This window comes from Frigidibacter sp. SD6-1 (assembly GCF_030143255.1).
GTDB lineage: Bacteria > Pseudomonadota > Alphaproteobacteria > Rhodobacterales > Rhodobacteraceae > TMP-24.
On sequence record NZ_JARJNR010000001.1, the window covers coordinates 883,548 to 897,369 of the forward strand.

Genomic DNA, 13,822 nt, shown 5'->3' on the forward strand with positions numbered 1-13,822 from the left:
GAAAATTCTTCGCGAAGAATTTTCGGTCCGGAAGAATTTTCGCGAAAATTCTTCCGCTCAACAGACGATGCGCAGGTCGCCCGGCGTGCAGATGACGACATACTGCCCGCCGCATTCCAGCAGGTGAAAACCGCGACGGCGCACTTCCAGTTCGAAGAGCTGGCGCCCGATCCGGCGATCGACGTCGCGCGCCGCGCGTCTGACCACGCCGCCCGTCCGGGCGGCCTGCGATGTGAAAATCTCACCGAGCCAGCGTTCGCGCTGATATGTGGACAACGGGGCGGTCATGCGAGCGACGCTCGCAGATCAAGGTTAACGAAGTCTGAAACGGACCCCGACAATGCCTGACAAACTTCTGCTGATCGTCCTCGATGGCGTGCCATACGCCAACTGGCGCCGCCTCTTCGGCAATCTCGAAGGCTGGGTCGAGGCGGGAGAGGCGCAGGTCTGGCGCATGCGCTCGGTCCTGCCGTCGACTTCGGCTTCTTGCTATGCCTCGATCCATACCGGGCTGACACCGCAGGTCCACCGGATCTGGGACAATGCCGACATCAGGCGGCTCGAATTTCCCGATATATTCTCCGAGGCGACGAAGGCCGGACTGAAGACCGGCGCGGTCACCCACAGCTACTGGTCGGAATTCTTCAATCGCGCACCTTTCGATGTGGTGCGCGACATCGAATATGACGAGCCGGGCGGGCCGATCACCCATGGCCGTTTCCATACGATGAAGGGTTATGGCCACGACAATCAGATGACACCCGCCGATTACGACCTTTTCGGAACGCTGACGCGGCTTTGCGAGGTCAAGGGTATCGACTACGGCATCCTGCACACCTGCACGCTCGACAGCATGGGGCACCGGTTCTACCACGATTGCGAGGCGATGGACCACGCCTGCTTCGCCATGGACGCAACACTTGCCCCCTTCATCGACCGCTGGCGGCGCGGCGGATACGAGGTGATCGTGACCGCCGACCACGGTCAGGACGGGCGCGGCCATCATGGCGGCACCGGCGAGGCGCAGCGCGATTTCGCGCTTTACTATTTCGGTTCGGCGGAAGGTCCCGCACCCGACGTGCTGCTTGACCAGTTGCAGCTTGCGCCCACGGTGCTGGCGCGCCTCGGCGTGCCGCAGCCCGAAACCATGAAAGGCGAGAGTTTCCTGTTCTGAGGTCTCAGGACCGGTAGTCCGAGCCCTCGTCGTCGAGGATCGCCCTCATCTCGCTCAGATGCGCCTCGGCGAAACCGGGGTAGCTCTCCCATTCGCGGGCGGTCTTTTCGGCGATTTCGTCGGGCAGCACCCGCAGCGGTCTGCCGGTCTGCAAGGCGCGGATATAGGTCTCGGCCGCGCGTTCGAAATAATAGAGCCGGTGGAAAGCCTCGGCGATGGTAGGGCCGATGACCAGCACGCCATGATTGCCCATGACCATGGTGGTGATCTTCGGGTCTGCAAGCATCGCCGCGCAGCGCGCGCCTTCCTCCTCGAACGCCATGCCGCCGAAATGATCGTCCACCACATGGCGCCCGAAGAACATCGCGGTGTTCTGATCGATCGCGGGCAGGCGCGAGTCCGCAAGGCTCGCCAGCACCGTCGCATGAATGGAATGGACATGCATCACCACCCGCGCATGCGGGCAGGCGCGGTGGACCGAGCCATGCAGGCCCCAGGCAGTCGGGTCGGGCGCGTCGGAACGGTCCATGGTGGCGGGGTCGTTCGCGTCGATCTCCAGCAGGTCCGAGGCGCGGATGCGCGAGAAATGCCGCCCGTTCGGATTCATCAGGAAGCGCGAACCATCCGCAGTCACCGCGCAGGAGAAATGGTTGGCGACGGCCTCATGCATGTTCAGACGCGCCGTCCAGCGGAAGCAGGCGGCAAGGTCGGTACGTTCGGCCAGATGGCTGAGGTTCGGTCGTTCATGCTGGGTCATGCTTGCTCCTTTCACAAGGCGCCGCGCCAGGGGATCTCTCCGCGCCCGAGCGCGCGGATGCCCTCGATGATAAGGGCAAAGCTGCGTTCCGCGCGACCGACGGTGCGGCGGGCGCGGAGATATCCGTGGACGAGGCCGGGTTCGATCACGCAATGGGCCTGCCCTCCCGCGCGCCGGACCTTCTCGGTATAGGCCGGTCCGTCGTCGGCGAGCGGATCACATTCGGCGACATGGATCAGCGTGGGCGGCAGGCCGGCGAAGTCGTGATCGGCGAGCGGCTGCGCGGTCGGGTCGCTTTGGGGCTCTACGCCACTCTCGTAGCGGACAGTACCGTAGAATAGCACATCGTCACGGGTCAGCATCGGCGCCTCGGCATGGTCGATGTAGCTGCCCTTGTCCTTGTCGCCGCCAAGGCCCGGATAGATCAGCACCTGGCCGCGAAGGGGCAATCCGAGCTTCCGCGTGGCATGGGCCACGGCGGCCGCGAGGTTGCCGCCCGCGCTGTCACCCGCCAGGACAAGAGGGCCGGGAAAAGCCGCCGCCACGGCGCGGAAAGCCGCCAGCGCATCGTCGAAATGTGCCGGGTGGCGGTGTTCCGGCGCAAGGCGATAGTCGGCTGCGACCACGCGGTAGCCGCTGTGAACCGCAATCTCGGCGCAGACATCGTCGTGGCTTTCCAGCCCGCCGACCACGAAGCCGCCGCCGTGAAGATAGACAACCGTCGCGGCGGGTGCAGGCGCGCCGGGGCAGTAGACGCGACAGGGAACGCCACCAAAGGGGCGATCCTCGACCGAAAGACCCGGCGGATAGCCGCGATGGAAGGCGCGGCACATTGCGTCATAGATCGCGCGCTGGCGGTCGATCGGGTAGGTTGCGGTTTCCGGCGGATACCAGCTTTCGCTTTCCCGTATGAAGGCCCAGGTCTCGGCGTCGATCAGTTTCTGATAGTCGGGCAAGGGCGGCTCCTCTCCTCGTTCAGAGTTCCACTGCCGGGCGCGAAGGGCGCGTGCGTTTGCGACAGGAGAGGGCGGTAAGCGGCCTCAGCCTGCCGATGGATGGAGCACGGGCTGGTACCCAGCGACGAGAATGCGGACAAGCGGCGCAGGCGTCAGCACCGTGACCGGGCCGCGCGGCGGGCGGGGCAGGGCGGGTGCATAGCCGCCGGGACGCCAGGGCAGGAAACGGCCGCGATGCTTCAGAAGGGGGAGGTCGTCGCCCAGCGCGAAGGCACCGTCGGGCAGCGCGTCGGCATCCGCCCGGTGATGGCGCTGCTGCCCGGTCGCCGGATCGAGCCGGGCCGTGTGCAGGACAAGGTCCATGGCGTCGGCCCCCGGCGCTTCAGGCAGGCCCGCCGCGCGCCAGGCGGCCTGAAAGCGCCGGTAATCGTCGCGACGACATTCCGCGCAGGGACGATGTCCGGCGGCAAGCGCGACCGCCTCGTCAAGGAAGAACAGCTCGGTATAGCGGCCGGGTTGCAGGAGCGCGCGCCTGCGGCCCTTGAAGCGGGTCAGGCAGGTGATCCAGCGCTTGCCCGCGTAAGCGCGGATGATCTGACCGTCCGCACGATGCAGGCAGCCGCGATTGCCCATGAAGAGGCCACGCGCCGGATCGGCGATGACCGAGGAGAAAGGGGTCGTGCGGTTCTGGTGCGACATCTGCGACCTCGGGCGGCGGCGGCGGTCCGGCTGAACCTTGCCTGCGGGCGTCAGCATGGGCAGGCTTTCGCCGATGCGGCAAGCCGAAAGATGCCGACCGCAGGACAGTTGCCGCCGTCCTCATCACGCTTGCGTGCCCGCCTCTTGGCAGAGGGAAAGCATGGCGCCATGTGGGAGAGGACCGCAGGCCCGGCACTTCCCGACGGAGCATCGCTCCCTTCCCCTCCGACCCGGCCGGGTCTGCGGCAACCAAAGGAGAAGAGAATGAAAGAGGCATTTTTCAGGACCGGGCTGGCACTCGCCCTTGGCGCCGGGCTCGGCCTTCCGGCCAGCGCAGGCGGCCTCGCCGCGCCTGAGCCCGAGGCGCCCGTCGTCGCGCCTGCGCCGGTGATTGCGCCGAGCGCGGACTGGACCGGCGGCTGGGTCGGCGCGAAGCTCGGCTATGGTGACGCGTCGCATGGCGCCAATGACGGCACCGGCGCCACCTATGGCATCGCGGGCGGCTATGACTGGGATTTCGGCCAGTGGATCGCCGGTGTCGGCCTCGATTGGGACAAGACGAATATCGACCTCGGCAACGCGGGCGACACTCTCGATTCCATAGCGCGCCTGAAGTTCCGCGCCGGTGCCGATCTTGGCCGGACCTTCCTTTACGGGACCGCGGGTGCCGCGCGCGCCAAGGCCGATATCGGCGGGGCGAGCGTCAGTGACAATGGCTGGTTCGGCGGTGTGGGTCTTGACTATGCTCTCACCAATCAATGGACGCTGGGGGGCGAGGTCCTGACCAACCGGTTCAATGATTTCGGCAACACCGGCACCGATCTTGATGCCACGACCGCGAGCGTCAATCTAGGCTTCCGCTTCTGACCCGACCGCCGGATGCGGGCATGCACCGGCCTGCATCCGGCCAGCGACCGGGCCATCACCACCGCCCGGTCGCCCCTCCGCCGGAGGAACGTCCACCACCGAACTTGCCGTCGTTGCGGTCACCGCCTGCATGGTGCGAAGCTCGCGCGCGGCCTTCGTCGCGCCAGTCGCAGTTGTCGCAGCGGGCGAGGTGGCGACCGGCCATCTCGTCACCAGGTGCGGCATGTTCGCGATGCAGACCCCGGCGCCCGCAAGCCGGGCAGCGACGCCAGGGAAGCATCCAGCCTTCGATCCGACGGCGGAATATCGCGAGAACCATCACGCCCGCGCTTGCAATCCCGATCAGTACCGAGATCAGGTCGTGACGGCTCCTGCCCTTCTGCGAGGGCAGCGCCTCGGGCGGCAGTTCGGCCAGATGGCGGCGAACGACACGCCTGATCAACTCTTCGACGCCCGCCGAGATGGCGGCTGCGGCGCGCCCGGCGCGCATCTCCGGCACGATCCAGCGGCTGACGATATCCTGCGCGGTCACATCGAAGCCCTGATCATAGCCCGTGCCAAGCTGCACCCGCACGGTGCGATCCTCGCTGAGAATGAGAAGCATGATCCCGTCGTTCAGATCGGGCCGCCCGACGCCCCAGCGATTGAACAGGTCCTGCGCGAAACGCTCGACCGCGACGCCCGGGTCATAGTCCGCCTGCGATGGCAGGGTGACGACCGTCACCTCGACCCCGGTTTCCGCCTTCAACGCGCGAAGCTTGTCGCGCAGTGCGGCGGCGTCGGTTTCCGGGAGGAGGCGCGCCAGATCGGTCAGGTATATATCCGACGGTTCGGGATAGGTCGCGGCGACGGCTGGGCCTGTCAGGCAAAGGGCCGCAAGCAGGGCAAGAACGACACGCACCATCATCGACCTCCGATCCCCGTTCAGCAGTGTGTAACCGGCAGCAGCACCCCGCGGCAATGCTGAAGGCCATGTCGCACGACCGTCGCGCTTTCGCGCCAATTCCGACATTTTCTCCTGAGAGATACCGCTAGGTCATTGTTCATGATATTGACGCATCATCGGGCGGAATTTCCGCCCCAACCAACGAAGAACAGTAACGAGGTTTGACATGTCACTTTCACGCAGGGCATTTCTCGGAACGGCGCTCTGCGCCCTCGGTGTGACCGCCGGCTGCGTCGGCGGCGGGGGGGAAGCCTTCCGGACCTACTACGACCAGCCGGTCCCGGCCGATGTGGCGCGCAGCTGGCGCCTGGCGAACGTCGTGGTGACGGCGCCACGTTCCCTCTCGGTCTCCGAGCAGCGCAGCTACGAGCCGAAAGCGGACATCGTCTGGCGCGAGGACCCCGAAGGTGATCGCCATGCGCAGGTCGAGAAGCTCATGCGCGACGCGATCGCGCGCGGCGCGAGCGGGCTGCGCGGATCGACGCCAGTGCGGTTCGAGGTCACCATGACCCGCTTCCATGCGCTGACGTTCGAGGCGGAAGCGCTGCCCTACAAGAATATCGGCGTCCACAACGTCAACTTCATCATGAAGGTCGTGAACGCGCGCACCGGCGAAGTTCTGGTCGGACCCTCTGAAATGGAGGCGTCGCTGCCCGCGTTGACCGGCCGCGAGATGATCGAGGCGCGTGTCCGGGGCGAGACGCAGAAATCACAGATCCAGGCGCATGTGGCGCGCACGATCCAGGCCTGGCTGAGCCTCGCGCCCGACAATCGCGGCAGCTTCAGCCGCGCGGGCGCCTGAAGCGGCGTGTCACGCTAGTCGAACGGGGCAAGCACGGCCTGAACCTTCCGCGCAAGCCCCGCCCGCACGATCCGGTAGGACTGCGCCAGCCTGTGGCGCAGTTCCTCATCAGGGATCGTTTCCGGCAGATAGATCCACGAGCGATGGAAATAGGGCGCGCGGATGCCGATCCCGGCGGCGATCAGCATCTCGGCGGCCTCGATGGAATCGGTCTTGACCGAGACGCCTGTCTGGATGGCGCCCACGCAGGCGAACATCTTGCCCCCCACCTTCCAGGCATCATGCCCGCCACCCCAGGGGTCCGAGACCTCGGCACCGGGGAAGGTCGCGCAGATGCGGTTCACACGTTCACGGCTCATGGTATGAACTCTACGCCCGCAGGATGCGCGAGAAAAGCCTTGCGTTCCTGCGCGGTTGGGGGCATGCATTCCGTCATGACGACGAACGGCATCATCTGCATTTGCTGCATTACCCTCTGACTTCGTCAGGCGGGCCGTTCCTCTGTTTCCCAATCCAAGTGAACAAGGTATGTCCCGCCCCAGGGCAGATGCGCGTGCGTAAGGGACGGACATGACCGATATCAGGCTTTACAATACCAAGACCCGAACGAAGGAGACCTTCGCGCCGATCGACCCAAAGAATGTCCGCATGTATGTCTGCGGACCGACCGTCTATGACCGCGCGCATCTGGGCAATGCCCGGCCCGTCATCGTCTTCGACGTGCTCTACCGGCTTCTGCGCCATGTCTATGGCGCGGGTCATGTGACCTATGTGCGCAACTTCACCGATGTGGACGACCGCATCAACGAAACCGCGCAGAACCGCAAGGCGGCAGGCGCGGCGGGTACGCTGGAAGAGCTGATCCGCGAGCGGTCGAATGAGACCATCCGATGGTATCACGACGACATGGATGCACTCGGCGCGCTCCGCCCCGACCACGAGCCGCGCGCGACCGAATTCATCCCCCAGATGGTGGCGATGATCGAAGGGCTGATCGCCTCGGGTCACGCCTATGAGAAGGAGGGCCACGTCCTCTTCCGCGTCCGGTCGTACGCCGAATACGGCAAGCTCTCCGGCCGGTCGATCGACGACATGATCGCGGGCGCCCGGGTCGAGGTCGCGCCCTTCAAGGAGGATCCGATGGACTTCGTCCTGTGGAAACCCTCGGACAAGGACCTGCCCGGCTGGGACAGCCCCTGGGGTCGCGGCCGCCCCGGCTGGCACATCGAATGCTCAGCCATGAGCCATGATCTTCTGGGCGAGTCGTTCGACATTCATGCGGGCGGGATCGACCTGCAATTCCCCCACCACGCGAACGAGATCGCCCAATCGAAATGCGCCCACCCCAAGGCGGAGTTCGCAAAGGTCTGGATGCATAACGAGATGCTGCAGGTCGAGGGCAAGAAGATGTCCAAGAGCTTGGGCAATTTCTTCACCGTCAGGGATTTACTGGACAAGGGCGTGCCGGGCGAGGTGATACGGTTCGTGTTCCTGCAGACGCATTATTCCAAGCCAATGGACTGGACGGAGGAGAAGGCGCGGCAGGCGAAAGAGACGCTTTGGAAATGGCGACAACAAACGAGCCACGTTTCTGTCAGGAAGCGACCATCGGTTACGCCAGATAGTGTGTACGCCGCCCTTTGCGACGATCTGAACACATCGCTTGCGATTTCTCGTTTGCACCAGCTTTCGGCGCAAGGTGATGCAGATGAATTGTTGGCGTCGTTGGAGCTCGTGGGCTTTGGTGAAGACTGGCAGGACGATCTTCGCAATGACATGGCAAACATGCGCGTCCTTTTGGCTCACGAAGCACGTTTCGGAGAACTGCGCCAGCACGCGCTCGCGAGCAAGGATTTCTCGCTCGTTGATCAACTCAAAGCGCGGTTGCTTGCAGCAGGCGTCGAGGTGCGAATGTCGAAAGGTGGAGTGGAACTCGTTCCTGGCCCGGACTTCGACCCCGCAAAACTTGAGGCCCTGAAATGACCCGCGCGCTCCAATGCAGGGGCGGCGCAGGCTCGGCAGGACGCGCCCGTGCGAACCGTCCGACATGCAAAGCTCCCCCCGTCCCGGGCTTGACCCGGGACCTCCTGGCGTTTCACGAGGCCCCGGATCAGGTCCGGGGCGGGTGTGCGCGATGACCCGCGAGCGCCTCTACCTCTACGACACCACGCTGCGCGACGGGCAGCAGACCCAGGGCGTGCAGTTCTCGGTCGCCGAGAAGGTCCAGATCGCCCAGGCGCTCGACGAGTTGGGCCTCGACCATATCGAGGGCGGTTGGCCCGGTGCCAATCCGACCGACAGCGATTTCTTCGCCGCACGCCCCCAGACCCGCGCCACCTTCACCGCCTTCGGCATGACCAAGCGGGCAGGGCGGTCTGCGGCGAATGACGATGTGCTGGCGGCCGTTCTGAATGCCGGAACGCCTGCCGTCTGTCTGGTCGGCAAGACCCACGATTTTCATGTCGCGACTGCCCTCGGCATCACGCTCGACGAAAATCTTGAGAACATCCGCGCCTCGATCGCCCATCTGGTCGCCCAAGGGCGCGAAGCACTCTTCGACGCCGAACATTTCTTCGACGGCTACCGCGCCAACCCCGCCTATGCGCTTTCCTGCCTGAAGGCCGCGCACGACGCGGGCGCCCGCTGGATCGTCCTTTGCGACACGAACGGCGGCACGCTGCCTGCCGAGGTCGGCCGGATCACCGCCGACGTGATCGCCGCGGGCATCCCCGGCGACCGGCTCGGCATCCATACCCACAATGACACCGAAAACGCCGTGGCGGCCTCGCTCGCCGCCGTCGATGCGGGGGCGCGCCAGATCCAGGGCACGCTCAACGGTCTGGGCGAGCGTTGCGGCAACGCCAATCTTACCGCTCTGATCCCGACACTCCTTCTCAAGGAGCCCTACGCCAGCCGCTACGAGACCGGCGTGACCCCAGAGGCGCTGACCCATCTGACACGCACAAGCCGCATGCTCGACGACATATTGAACCGCGTGCCGCTCAAGGCCGCCGCCTATGTCGGCGCCTCGGCCTTCGCCCACAAGGCGGGGCTGCATGCGAGCGCGATCCTGAAGGACCCCGCCACCTACGAACATGTCGACCCCGCGCTGGTCGGCAACGACCGGATCATCCCGATGTCCAATCAGGCGGGTCAGTCGAACCTCCGCGCCCGCCTCGCCGCCGCCGGAATCGAGGCGCCGGACGCTGGCGCCCTCTCCCGCATCCTTGATGAGGTCAAGCGGCGCGAGGACGAGGGCTATGCCTATGACGGGGCACAGGGATCGTTCGAACTTCTTGCGCGGCGGGAACTCGGGTTGCTGCCCGACTTCTTCGAAGTGAAACGCTACCGCGTCACGGTCGAGCGGCGGAAGAACAAGCATAACGAGATGGTGACGCTGTCCGAGGCGGTCGTCGTGGTGAAGATCGGCGGCGAGAAGATGCTGTCGGTCTCGGAATCGATGGACGAGACCGGATCGGACCGCGGCCCGGTCAACGCCTTGTCGAAGGCGCTGGCCAAGGACCTAGGCCCCTACCAGCGCTATATCGCCGACATGAGACTGGTGGATTTCAAGGTCAGGATCACGCAAGGCGGCACCGAGGCGGTCACCCGCGTCATCATCGACAGCGAGGACAGCGCGGGCCACCGCTGGTCGACCGTCGGGGTCAGCCCCAACATCGTCGACGCCTCGTTCGAGGCGCTGCTGGATGCGATCACCTGGAAGCTCGTCCATGACGGGGCGGTGCCGGTGTGAGCCTCACCGGTTGCGCTTCCCTGGTTCAGGCGGGCGATCCGGTCCGTTTTGCGGCCACGATGGCGGCGCCTGTCGCGGCGCGGGCCACGCTCTGGCCACTCTATGCGCTTAATCTCGAGATTGCCCGCGCGCCCTGGGTCTCGGCCGAACCGATGGTCGCCGAGATGCGCCTGCAATGGTGGATCGATACGCTCGAGGGGCTGGGGCAGGGCCGGGCACGGAACGGCCATCCGGTGACCGGGGCGCTCCTGCCGCTGCTCAGCGGCAAGGCCGAGCTGACAACGCTCCTGACCGGCCTGGCAGAGGCCCGGCGTTGGGACTGCTGGAGCGAGGCCTTTGCCGACCGCGGGGCTTTCGACGCCTATCTCGATGCCACTTCGGGAAACCTGATGTGGGCCGCCGCCCGCCTGCTCGGCGCGCCCGATCAGGCAGAAGCGGCGGTCAGGGATTTCGCATGGGGCGCGGGGCTTTCGGCCTATCTGATGGCCGCGCCGGAACTGGAAAGGCGCGGCCGCCTGCCCTTCGCCGATGGCCGCCCCGCGGCGCTCGGCCTTCTAGCGCAGGAAGGGCTCGGCCGGATCGCCGCGGCGCGGAAGTCAGCGCCGACCATCCCGCGCGAGTCCGTTCCCGCCCTCTGGCCCGGCGCATCGGCGGCGGCGATCCTCCGCCGCGCCGCCCGCCGCGCCGCGCTCATTGCCGCCGGGGCACTGGCGCCATCACCCTTCGCCCGGCACTGGCACCTCGCCACACGGGCACTTCTCTGGCGCTTCTGACCCCTCTTCCGTTCTCAAATATCCCGGGGGAGTCCCGGACCGCAGGTTCGGGACGGGGGCAGCGCCCCCCTCAGCGCTCCACCGGACGCAGCGCGAGCCAGATGAGCGAGGCGCCCGCCAGCACCAGAAAGGGCAGCATGGCGATATTGACCGCATTCCAGCCCGCAACGACATCGGTGCCAGAACAATTCATCAGGACGCCGGACGAGAGGGAGGCGGCGGTGACACCGCCGAAGACGACGAAATCGTTGATGCCCTGGATCCGGCCCTTCTCCTCTGGCCGGTGGGCCGAAGACAGAAGCGTCGTCGCGCCGATGAAACCGAAGTTCCAGCCAAGGCCGAGCAGGATCAGCGCGACATAGAACTGCTCGATCTGAACCCCGGTCAGGGCGACGGCTCCGGCGCCCGCGAGGATTGCAAGTCCCGTGCCGATGATCATGGGCGCACCGAACCGGTTGATCAGATGGCCGGTGAAGAAGGCGGGTGCGAACATCGCCAACACATGGGCGCGGACGATATCGGCGGCATTGCCGGTCGAATAGCCGCAACCGACGACGGCCAGCGGCGTCGAGGTCATCACGAGGTTCATCAAGGCATAGGCGACCATCGCACAGACCATCGCGACCAGAATGGTCGGATCGCGCAGAAGCGCGCGCCGGCTGCGGCCGGGCAAAGCGCCGTCCGCCGCGCGCGCGGGTTTGGGAATGTCGAGGCCGAGGAAGAGGAGCGAACCCACGAGGTTCAGCGCCACCACCGCCAGATAGGTGCCAAGGAAGGTGACGGCCATCGCGTCATTGGTGTGCTTGGCCAGTTCCGGCCCGACAAGCGCCGAGGCGAGGCCGCCCGCCATCACGTAGGAAATCGCCTTCGGGCGGAACTCGGGGCTCGCGGTGTCGGCGGCGGCGAACCGGTAGAAGCCCTGCGCGGACATGTAGGTTCCGGTCAGCAGAGAGCCCGCGAGAAAGAGCGCGAAGGAGCCTTTGGTCAGTGCGACCGCCGCGACCCCGGCCCCGAGCGCACCGAAAAGCGCGCCCGCGACAAAGCCCGCCGCACGGCCGTAGCGCGCCATCAGTGCGGACAGGGGATTGGCCGACAGCATCGAGCCGAGCACGATCATCGAAATGGGCAGCGTCGCCCAGCAGCGGTTCGTTGCCAGCATCTGTCCGGCAAGACCGCCGACGATGAAGATCATCGGCATCTGCGAGCCCATGATCGCCTGCGCGGCCACGAGCACCATCACATTGCGGCGGGCGCGGCGGTCGTCAGACTGGGGAAGGCTCATGTCGGTCATGGGCGGAGCTAGAGCCGAAAGTTCAGGCCTCCGCAAGGCGAAAGCGCTTTCGCCACGGTGCCCCAGCCGTTAGGTGAGGGCAGGGGAGGCGCCATGGTCGGACGGATCATCGAAACGGCGGACGATCTGGCGGAGGGTGCAGCCTGGCTTTCGGCCCGCGACCCGCGCCTCGCGCGCGCTTTGGCAGATGTCGGCCCCTTGCCCCTGCGCCGTAATCCCGGCGGCTTTGGTGCCCTTCTGGACGCGATCATGTCGCAACAGGTTTCGGTCGCTTCGGCCGATGCGATCTGGCGGCGGCTGGAGGCGCAGGGCCTGACCGAGGCCCCGGCGGTCGCCGCGGCGGGCGAGGCGGCCTTGCGCGCCTGCGGCCTGTCGCGCCAGAAGATCCGCTATGCGATGGCGCTTGCCTCGGCGGGCCTCGATTTCGACGGGCTCGCCGCCCGCTCCGACGAAGAGGTGATCGCGGCGCTGGTCGCCCTGCCGGGGATCGGGCGCTGGACGGCGGAAATCTATGCGATGTTCTCGCTCGGCCGCGCCGACGTGTTTGCGCCCGGCGATCTCGCCCTTCAGGAAGCGGCGCGGATGCTGTTCGAACTGGAAGACCGGCCATCGGATAGGGCGCTGCGCGCCATGGCCGAGGACTGGTCGCCCTGGCGGGCGGTTGCGGCGCGCGCGCTCTGGGCCTACTACCGCCATGTGAAAAGCCGGGAAGGGATCAGATGACGCGCGATCTGCAATTTGCGACGAAAGAGGCCCGGTCGGGCAATGCGAGCTCGCTGGTGATCTTCCTGCATGGCTATGGCGCCGACGGGGCCGATCTTCTGGGCCTCGCCGATCCGCTGGCCCCGCACCTGCCCGAAACGGCTTTCATCGCGCCAGACGCGCCCGAACCCTGCGCGGGCAACCCGTTCGGACGGCAATGGTTCCCGATCCCCTGGCTCGACGGATCGAGCGAGGCCGAGGCACAGGCGGGCCTCGCCCGCGCGGCTGCCGATCTTGACGCTTTCATCGCGGCGCGGCTCGCCGACTGCGCTCTCGCGCCCGACCGGCTTGTTCTCTTTGGTTTCTCGCAAGGCACGATGATGGCGCTCCATGTCGCGCCTCGGCGGGCCGAACCGGTCGCGGGGATCGTCGCCTTCTCCGGTCGGCTTCTCGTGCCCGAGCGGCTGGAGGCCGAGGCGCGGTCGAAACCGCCGGTGCTTCTGGTGCATGGCGATGCCGATCCGATGGTGCCCTTCGCCGATATGCAGCTCGCAGGCCAGACGCTGGCGGCAGCGGGATTCGAGACCTATGGCCATGTCATGAAGGGCACCGGCCACGGCATCGCGCCCGACGGGCTTTCGGTGGCGCTTCAGTTCATGCGCGAGCGGCTGGCGGGCTGAGCGGCCGCTTTCAGCAGGTTTCTTGCGCGATCGACCACCGGAAAGCAGGAAGATTGTCGCGTCTCAGGCAAAAATCCGCCGCCCGCCCTTGCATCCCGCCTTCTGATGGTTACCTTGGGTGTACCGAATCCTTGGGAGACGACCGAATGAGCCTTCTCGCCCTGACTTCGCTGGTGCTTCTTGCCCTGATCGAAGCCCGTGCGCGGCGCGTTCCGGTCAAGGCCGAAGCGACCGCCCGCCGCGCGCGCCGGTCCTGATACCAGACCAAGCCCGACCTGCCCAGCCTTTCATGCTTCCGGGGCCGCCTGTTGCGGCCAGCGCGTCACAATTCTGTGCGGCGCCGGGAATATAGCGGGGCTTGTCAGGCGCGAAACGCCAGATATAGTTGTGGATAAGGTGGAGCGGCGCTCCCGCTCCCGGA

15 protein-coding genes are annotated in these 13,822 nt (G+C 66.3%); 8 read left to right on the forward strand and 7 right to left on the reverse strand.

Annotated features, from left to right (window positions below):
- Positions 1-57: 57 nt before the first annotated feature.
- Positions 58-276, reverse strand: coding sequence for an N-(5'-phosphoribosyl)anthranilate isomerase (locus tag P0645_RS04250; protein ID WP_284163309.1), 219 nt, complete (start codon positions 274-276; stop codon positions 58-60).
- 64 nt (positions 277-340) lie between these two features.
- Here P0645_RS04250 and P0645_RS04255 point away from each other — a divergent pair, with 64 nt between their 5' ends.
- Positions 341-1,174 carry an alkaline phosphatase family protein gene (locus tag P0645_RS04255; protein ID WP_284163310.1) on the forward strand — a complete coding sequence of 278 codons (834 nt, stop codon included), beginning with the start codon at positions 341-343 and terminating at the stop codon, positions 1,172-1,174.
- A gap of 4 nt (positions 1,175-1,178) precedes the next feature.
- Here P0645_RS04255 and P0645_RS04260 read toward each other — a convergent pair whose 3' ends face one another.
- The 3 genes from P0645_RS04260 to P0645_RS04270 all read right to left on the reverse strand — a co-directional run bounded on the left by P0645_RS04260 (position 1,179) and on the right by P0645_RS04270 (position 3,643).
- Positions 1,179-1,931 (reverse strand): class II aldolase and adducin N-terminal domain-containing protein, encoded by a 753-nt coding sequence (locus P0645_RS04260; RefSeq protein ID WP_284163311.1) that lies wholly within the window; start codon positions 1,929-1,931, stop codon positions 1,179-1,181.
- Between the two features lie 11 nt (positions 1,932-1,942).
- The gene (locus P0645_RS04265) at positions 1,943-2,887 is read right to left on the reverse strand and encodes an alpha/beta hydrolase (RefSeq protein WP_284163312.1); all 945 of its coding nucleotides are present in this window, start codon (positions 2,885-2,887) and stop codon (positions 1,943-1,945) included.
- Between the two features lie 84 nt (positions 2,888-2,971).
- Positions 2,972-3,643: a hypothetical protein gene (locus tag P0645_RS04270; protein WP_284163313.1), complete on the reverse strand. Its 672-nt coding sequence runs from the start codon at positions 3,641-3,643 to the stop codon at positions 2,972-2,974.
- A gap of 207 nt (positions 3,644-3,850) precedes the next feature.
- Here P0645_RS04270 and P0645_RS04275 point away from each other — a divergent pair, with 207 nt between their 5' ends.
- The gene (locus tag P0645_RS04275) at positions 3,851-4,453 is read left to right on the forward strand and encodes an outer membrane protein (RefSeq protein WP_284163314.1); all 603 of its coding nucleotides are present in this window, start codon (positions 3,851-3,853) and stop codon (positions 4,451-4,453) included.
- Between the two features lie 55 nt (positions 4,454-4,508).
- Here P0645_RS04275 and P0645_RS04280 read toward each other — a convergent pair whose 3' ends face one another.
- Entirely contained in the window at positions 4,509-5,357 is an 849-nt protein-coding gene (locus P0645_RS04280; protein ID WP_284163315.1) for a TPM domain-containing protein, read from the reverse strand.
- Positions 5,358-5,565: 208 nt separating this feature from the next.
- Between P0645_RS04280 and P0645_RS04285 the strand changes: the two genes are divergently transcribed.
- A complete protein-coding gene (locus P0645_RS04285) occupies positions 5,566-6,201 on the forward strand; it encodes a DUF6778 family protein (RefSeq protein WP_284163316.1) in 636 nt (211 codons plus the stop codon).
- A gap of 14 nt (positions 6,202-6,215) precedes the next feature.
- On the opposite strand, the gene P0645_RS04290 is transcribed toward P0645_RS04285, so the two are convergent.
- On the reverse strand, positions 6,216-6,560 hold the full coding sequence (locus P0645_RS04290; protein WP_284163317.1) for an MmcQ/YjbR family DNA-binding protein: 345 nt from the start codon (positions 6,558-6,560) through the stop codon (positions 6,216-6,218).
- A 211-nt stretch (positions 6,561-6,771) separates the two neighbouring features.
- Between P0645_RS04290 and cysS the strand changes: the two genes are divergently transcribed.
- The 3 genes from cysS to P0645_RS04305 all read left to right on the forward strand — a co-directional run bounded on the left by cysS (position 6,772) and on the right by P0645_RS04305 (position 10,728).
- A complete protein-coding gene (gene cysS, locus P0645_RS04295) occupies positions 6,772-8,184 on the forward strand; it encodes a cysteine--tRNA ligase (protein ID WP_284163318.1) in 1,413 nt (470 codons plus the stop codon).
- A gap of 151 nt (positions 8,185-8,335) precedes the next feature.
- The gene (cimA, locus tag P0645_RS04300; protein WP_284163319.1) at positions 8,336-9,955 is read left to right on the forward strand and encodes a citramalate synthase; all 1,620 of its coding nucleotides are present in this window, start codon (positions 8,336-8,338) and stop codon (positions 9,953-9,955) included.
- On the forward strand, positions 9,952-10,728 hold the full coding sequence (locus P0645_RS04305) for a squalene/phytoene synthase family protein (RefSeq protein WP_284163320.1): 777 nt from the start codon (positions 9,952-9,954) through the stop codon (positions 10,726-10,728). Before cimA ends, P0645_RS04305 begins: the two co-directional genes overlap by 4 nt.
- Positions 10,729-10,798: 70 nt before the next feature.
- Here the strand turns inward: P0645_RS04305 and P0645_RS04310 are convergent, their stop codons facing one another.
- Complete coding sequence (locus P0645_RS04310) at positions 10,799-12,019, reverse strand: MFS transporter (protein ID WP_284163321.1); 1,221 nt, start codon at positions 12,017-12,019, stop codon at positions 10,799-10,801.
- A 93-nt stretch (positions 12,020-12,112) separates the two neighbouring features.
- On the opposite strand from P0645_RS04310, the gene P0645_RS04315 reads away from it, so the two are divergent.
- A complete protein-coding gene (locus P0645_RS04315; protein WP_284163322.1) occupies positions 12,113-12,742 on the forward strand; it encodes a DNA-3-methyladenine glycosylase family protein in 630 nt (209 codons plus the stop codon).
- Positions 12,739-13,401: an alpha/beta hydrolase gene (locus P0645_RS04320; protein WP_284163323.1), complete on the forward strand. Its 663-nt coding sequence runs from the start codon at positions 12,739-12,741 to the stop codon at positions 13,399-13,401. Before P0645_RS04315 ends, P0645_RS04320 begins: the two co-directional genes overlap by 4 nt.
- Positions 13,402-13,822 lie beyond the last annotated feature (421 nt).

Excerpts from the sequence above, each read along its gene's own strand:
- P0645_RS04255 (WP_284163310.1), top strand. The coding sequence starts at position 341 with ATGCCTGACAAACTTCTGCTGATCGTCCTCGATGGCGTGCCATACGCC.
- P0645_RS04260 (WP_284163311.1), bottom strand. The coding sequence starts at position 1,931 with ATGACCCAGCATGAACGACCGAACCTCAGCCATCTGGCCGAACGTACC.
- P0645_RS04270 (WP_284163313.1), bottom strand. The coding sequence starts at position 3,643 with ATGCTGACGCCCGCAGGCAAGGTTCAGCCGGACCGCCGCCGCCGCCCG.
- P0645_RS04275 (WP_284163314.1), top strand. The coding sequence starts at position 3,851 with ATGAAAGAGGCATTTTTCAGGACCGGGCTGGCACTCGCCCTTGGCGCC.
- P0645_RS04280 (WP_284163315.1), bottom strand. The coding sequence starts at position 5,357 with ATGGTGCGTGTCGTTCTTGCCCTGCTTGCGGCCCTTTGCCTGACAGGC.
- P0645_RS04285 (WP_284163316.1), top strand. The coding sequence starts at position 5,566 with ATGTCACTTTCACGCAGGGCATTTCTCGGAACGGCGCTCTGCGCCCTC.
- P0645_RS04290 (WP_284163317.1), bottom strand. The coding sequence starts at position 6,560 with ATGAGCCGTGAACGTGTGAACCGCATCTGCGCGACCTTCCCCGGTGCC.
- cysS (WP_284163318.1), top strand. The coding sequence starts at position 6,772 with ATGACCGATATCAGGCTTTACAATACCAAGACCCGAACGAAGGAGACC.
- cimA (WP_284163319.1), top strand. The coding sequence starts at position 8,336 with ATGACCCGCGAGCGCCTCTACCTCTACGACACCACGCTGCGCGACGGG.
- P0645_RS04310 (WP_284163321.1), bottom strand. The coding sequence starts at position 12,019 with ATGACCGACATGAGCCTTCCCCAGTCTGACGACCGCCGCGCCCGCCGC.
- P0645_RS04315 (WP_284163322.1), top strand. The coding sequence starts at position 12,113 with ATGGTCGGACGGATCATCGAAACGGCGGACGATCTGGCGGAGGGTGCA.
- P0645_RS04320 (WP_284163323.1), top strand. The coding sequence starts at position 12,739 with ATGACGCGCGATCTGCAATTTGCGACGAAAGAGGCCCGGTCGGGCAAT.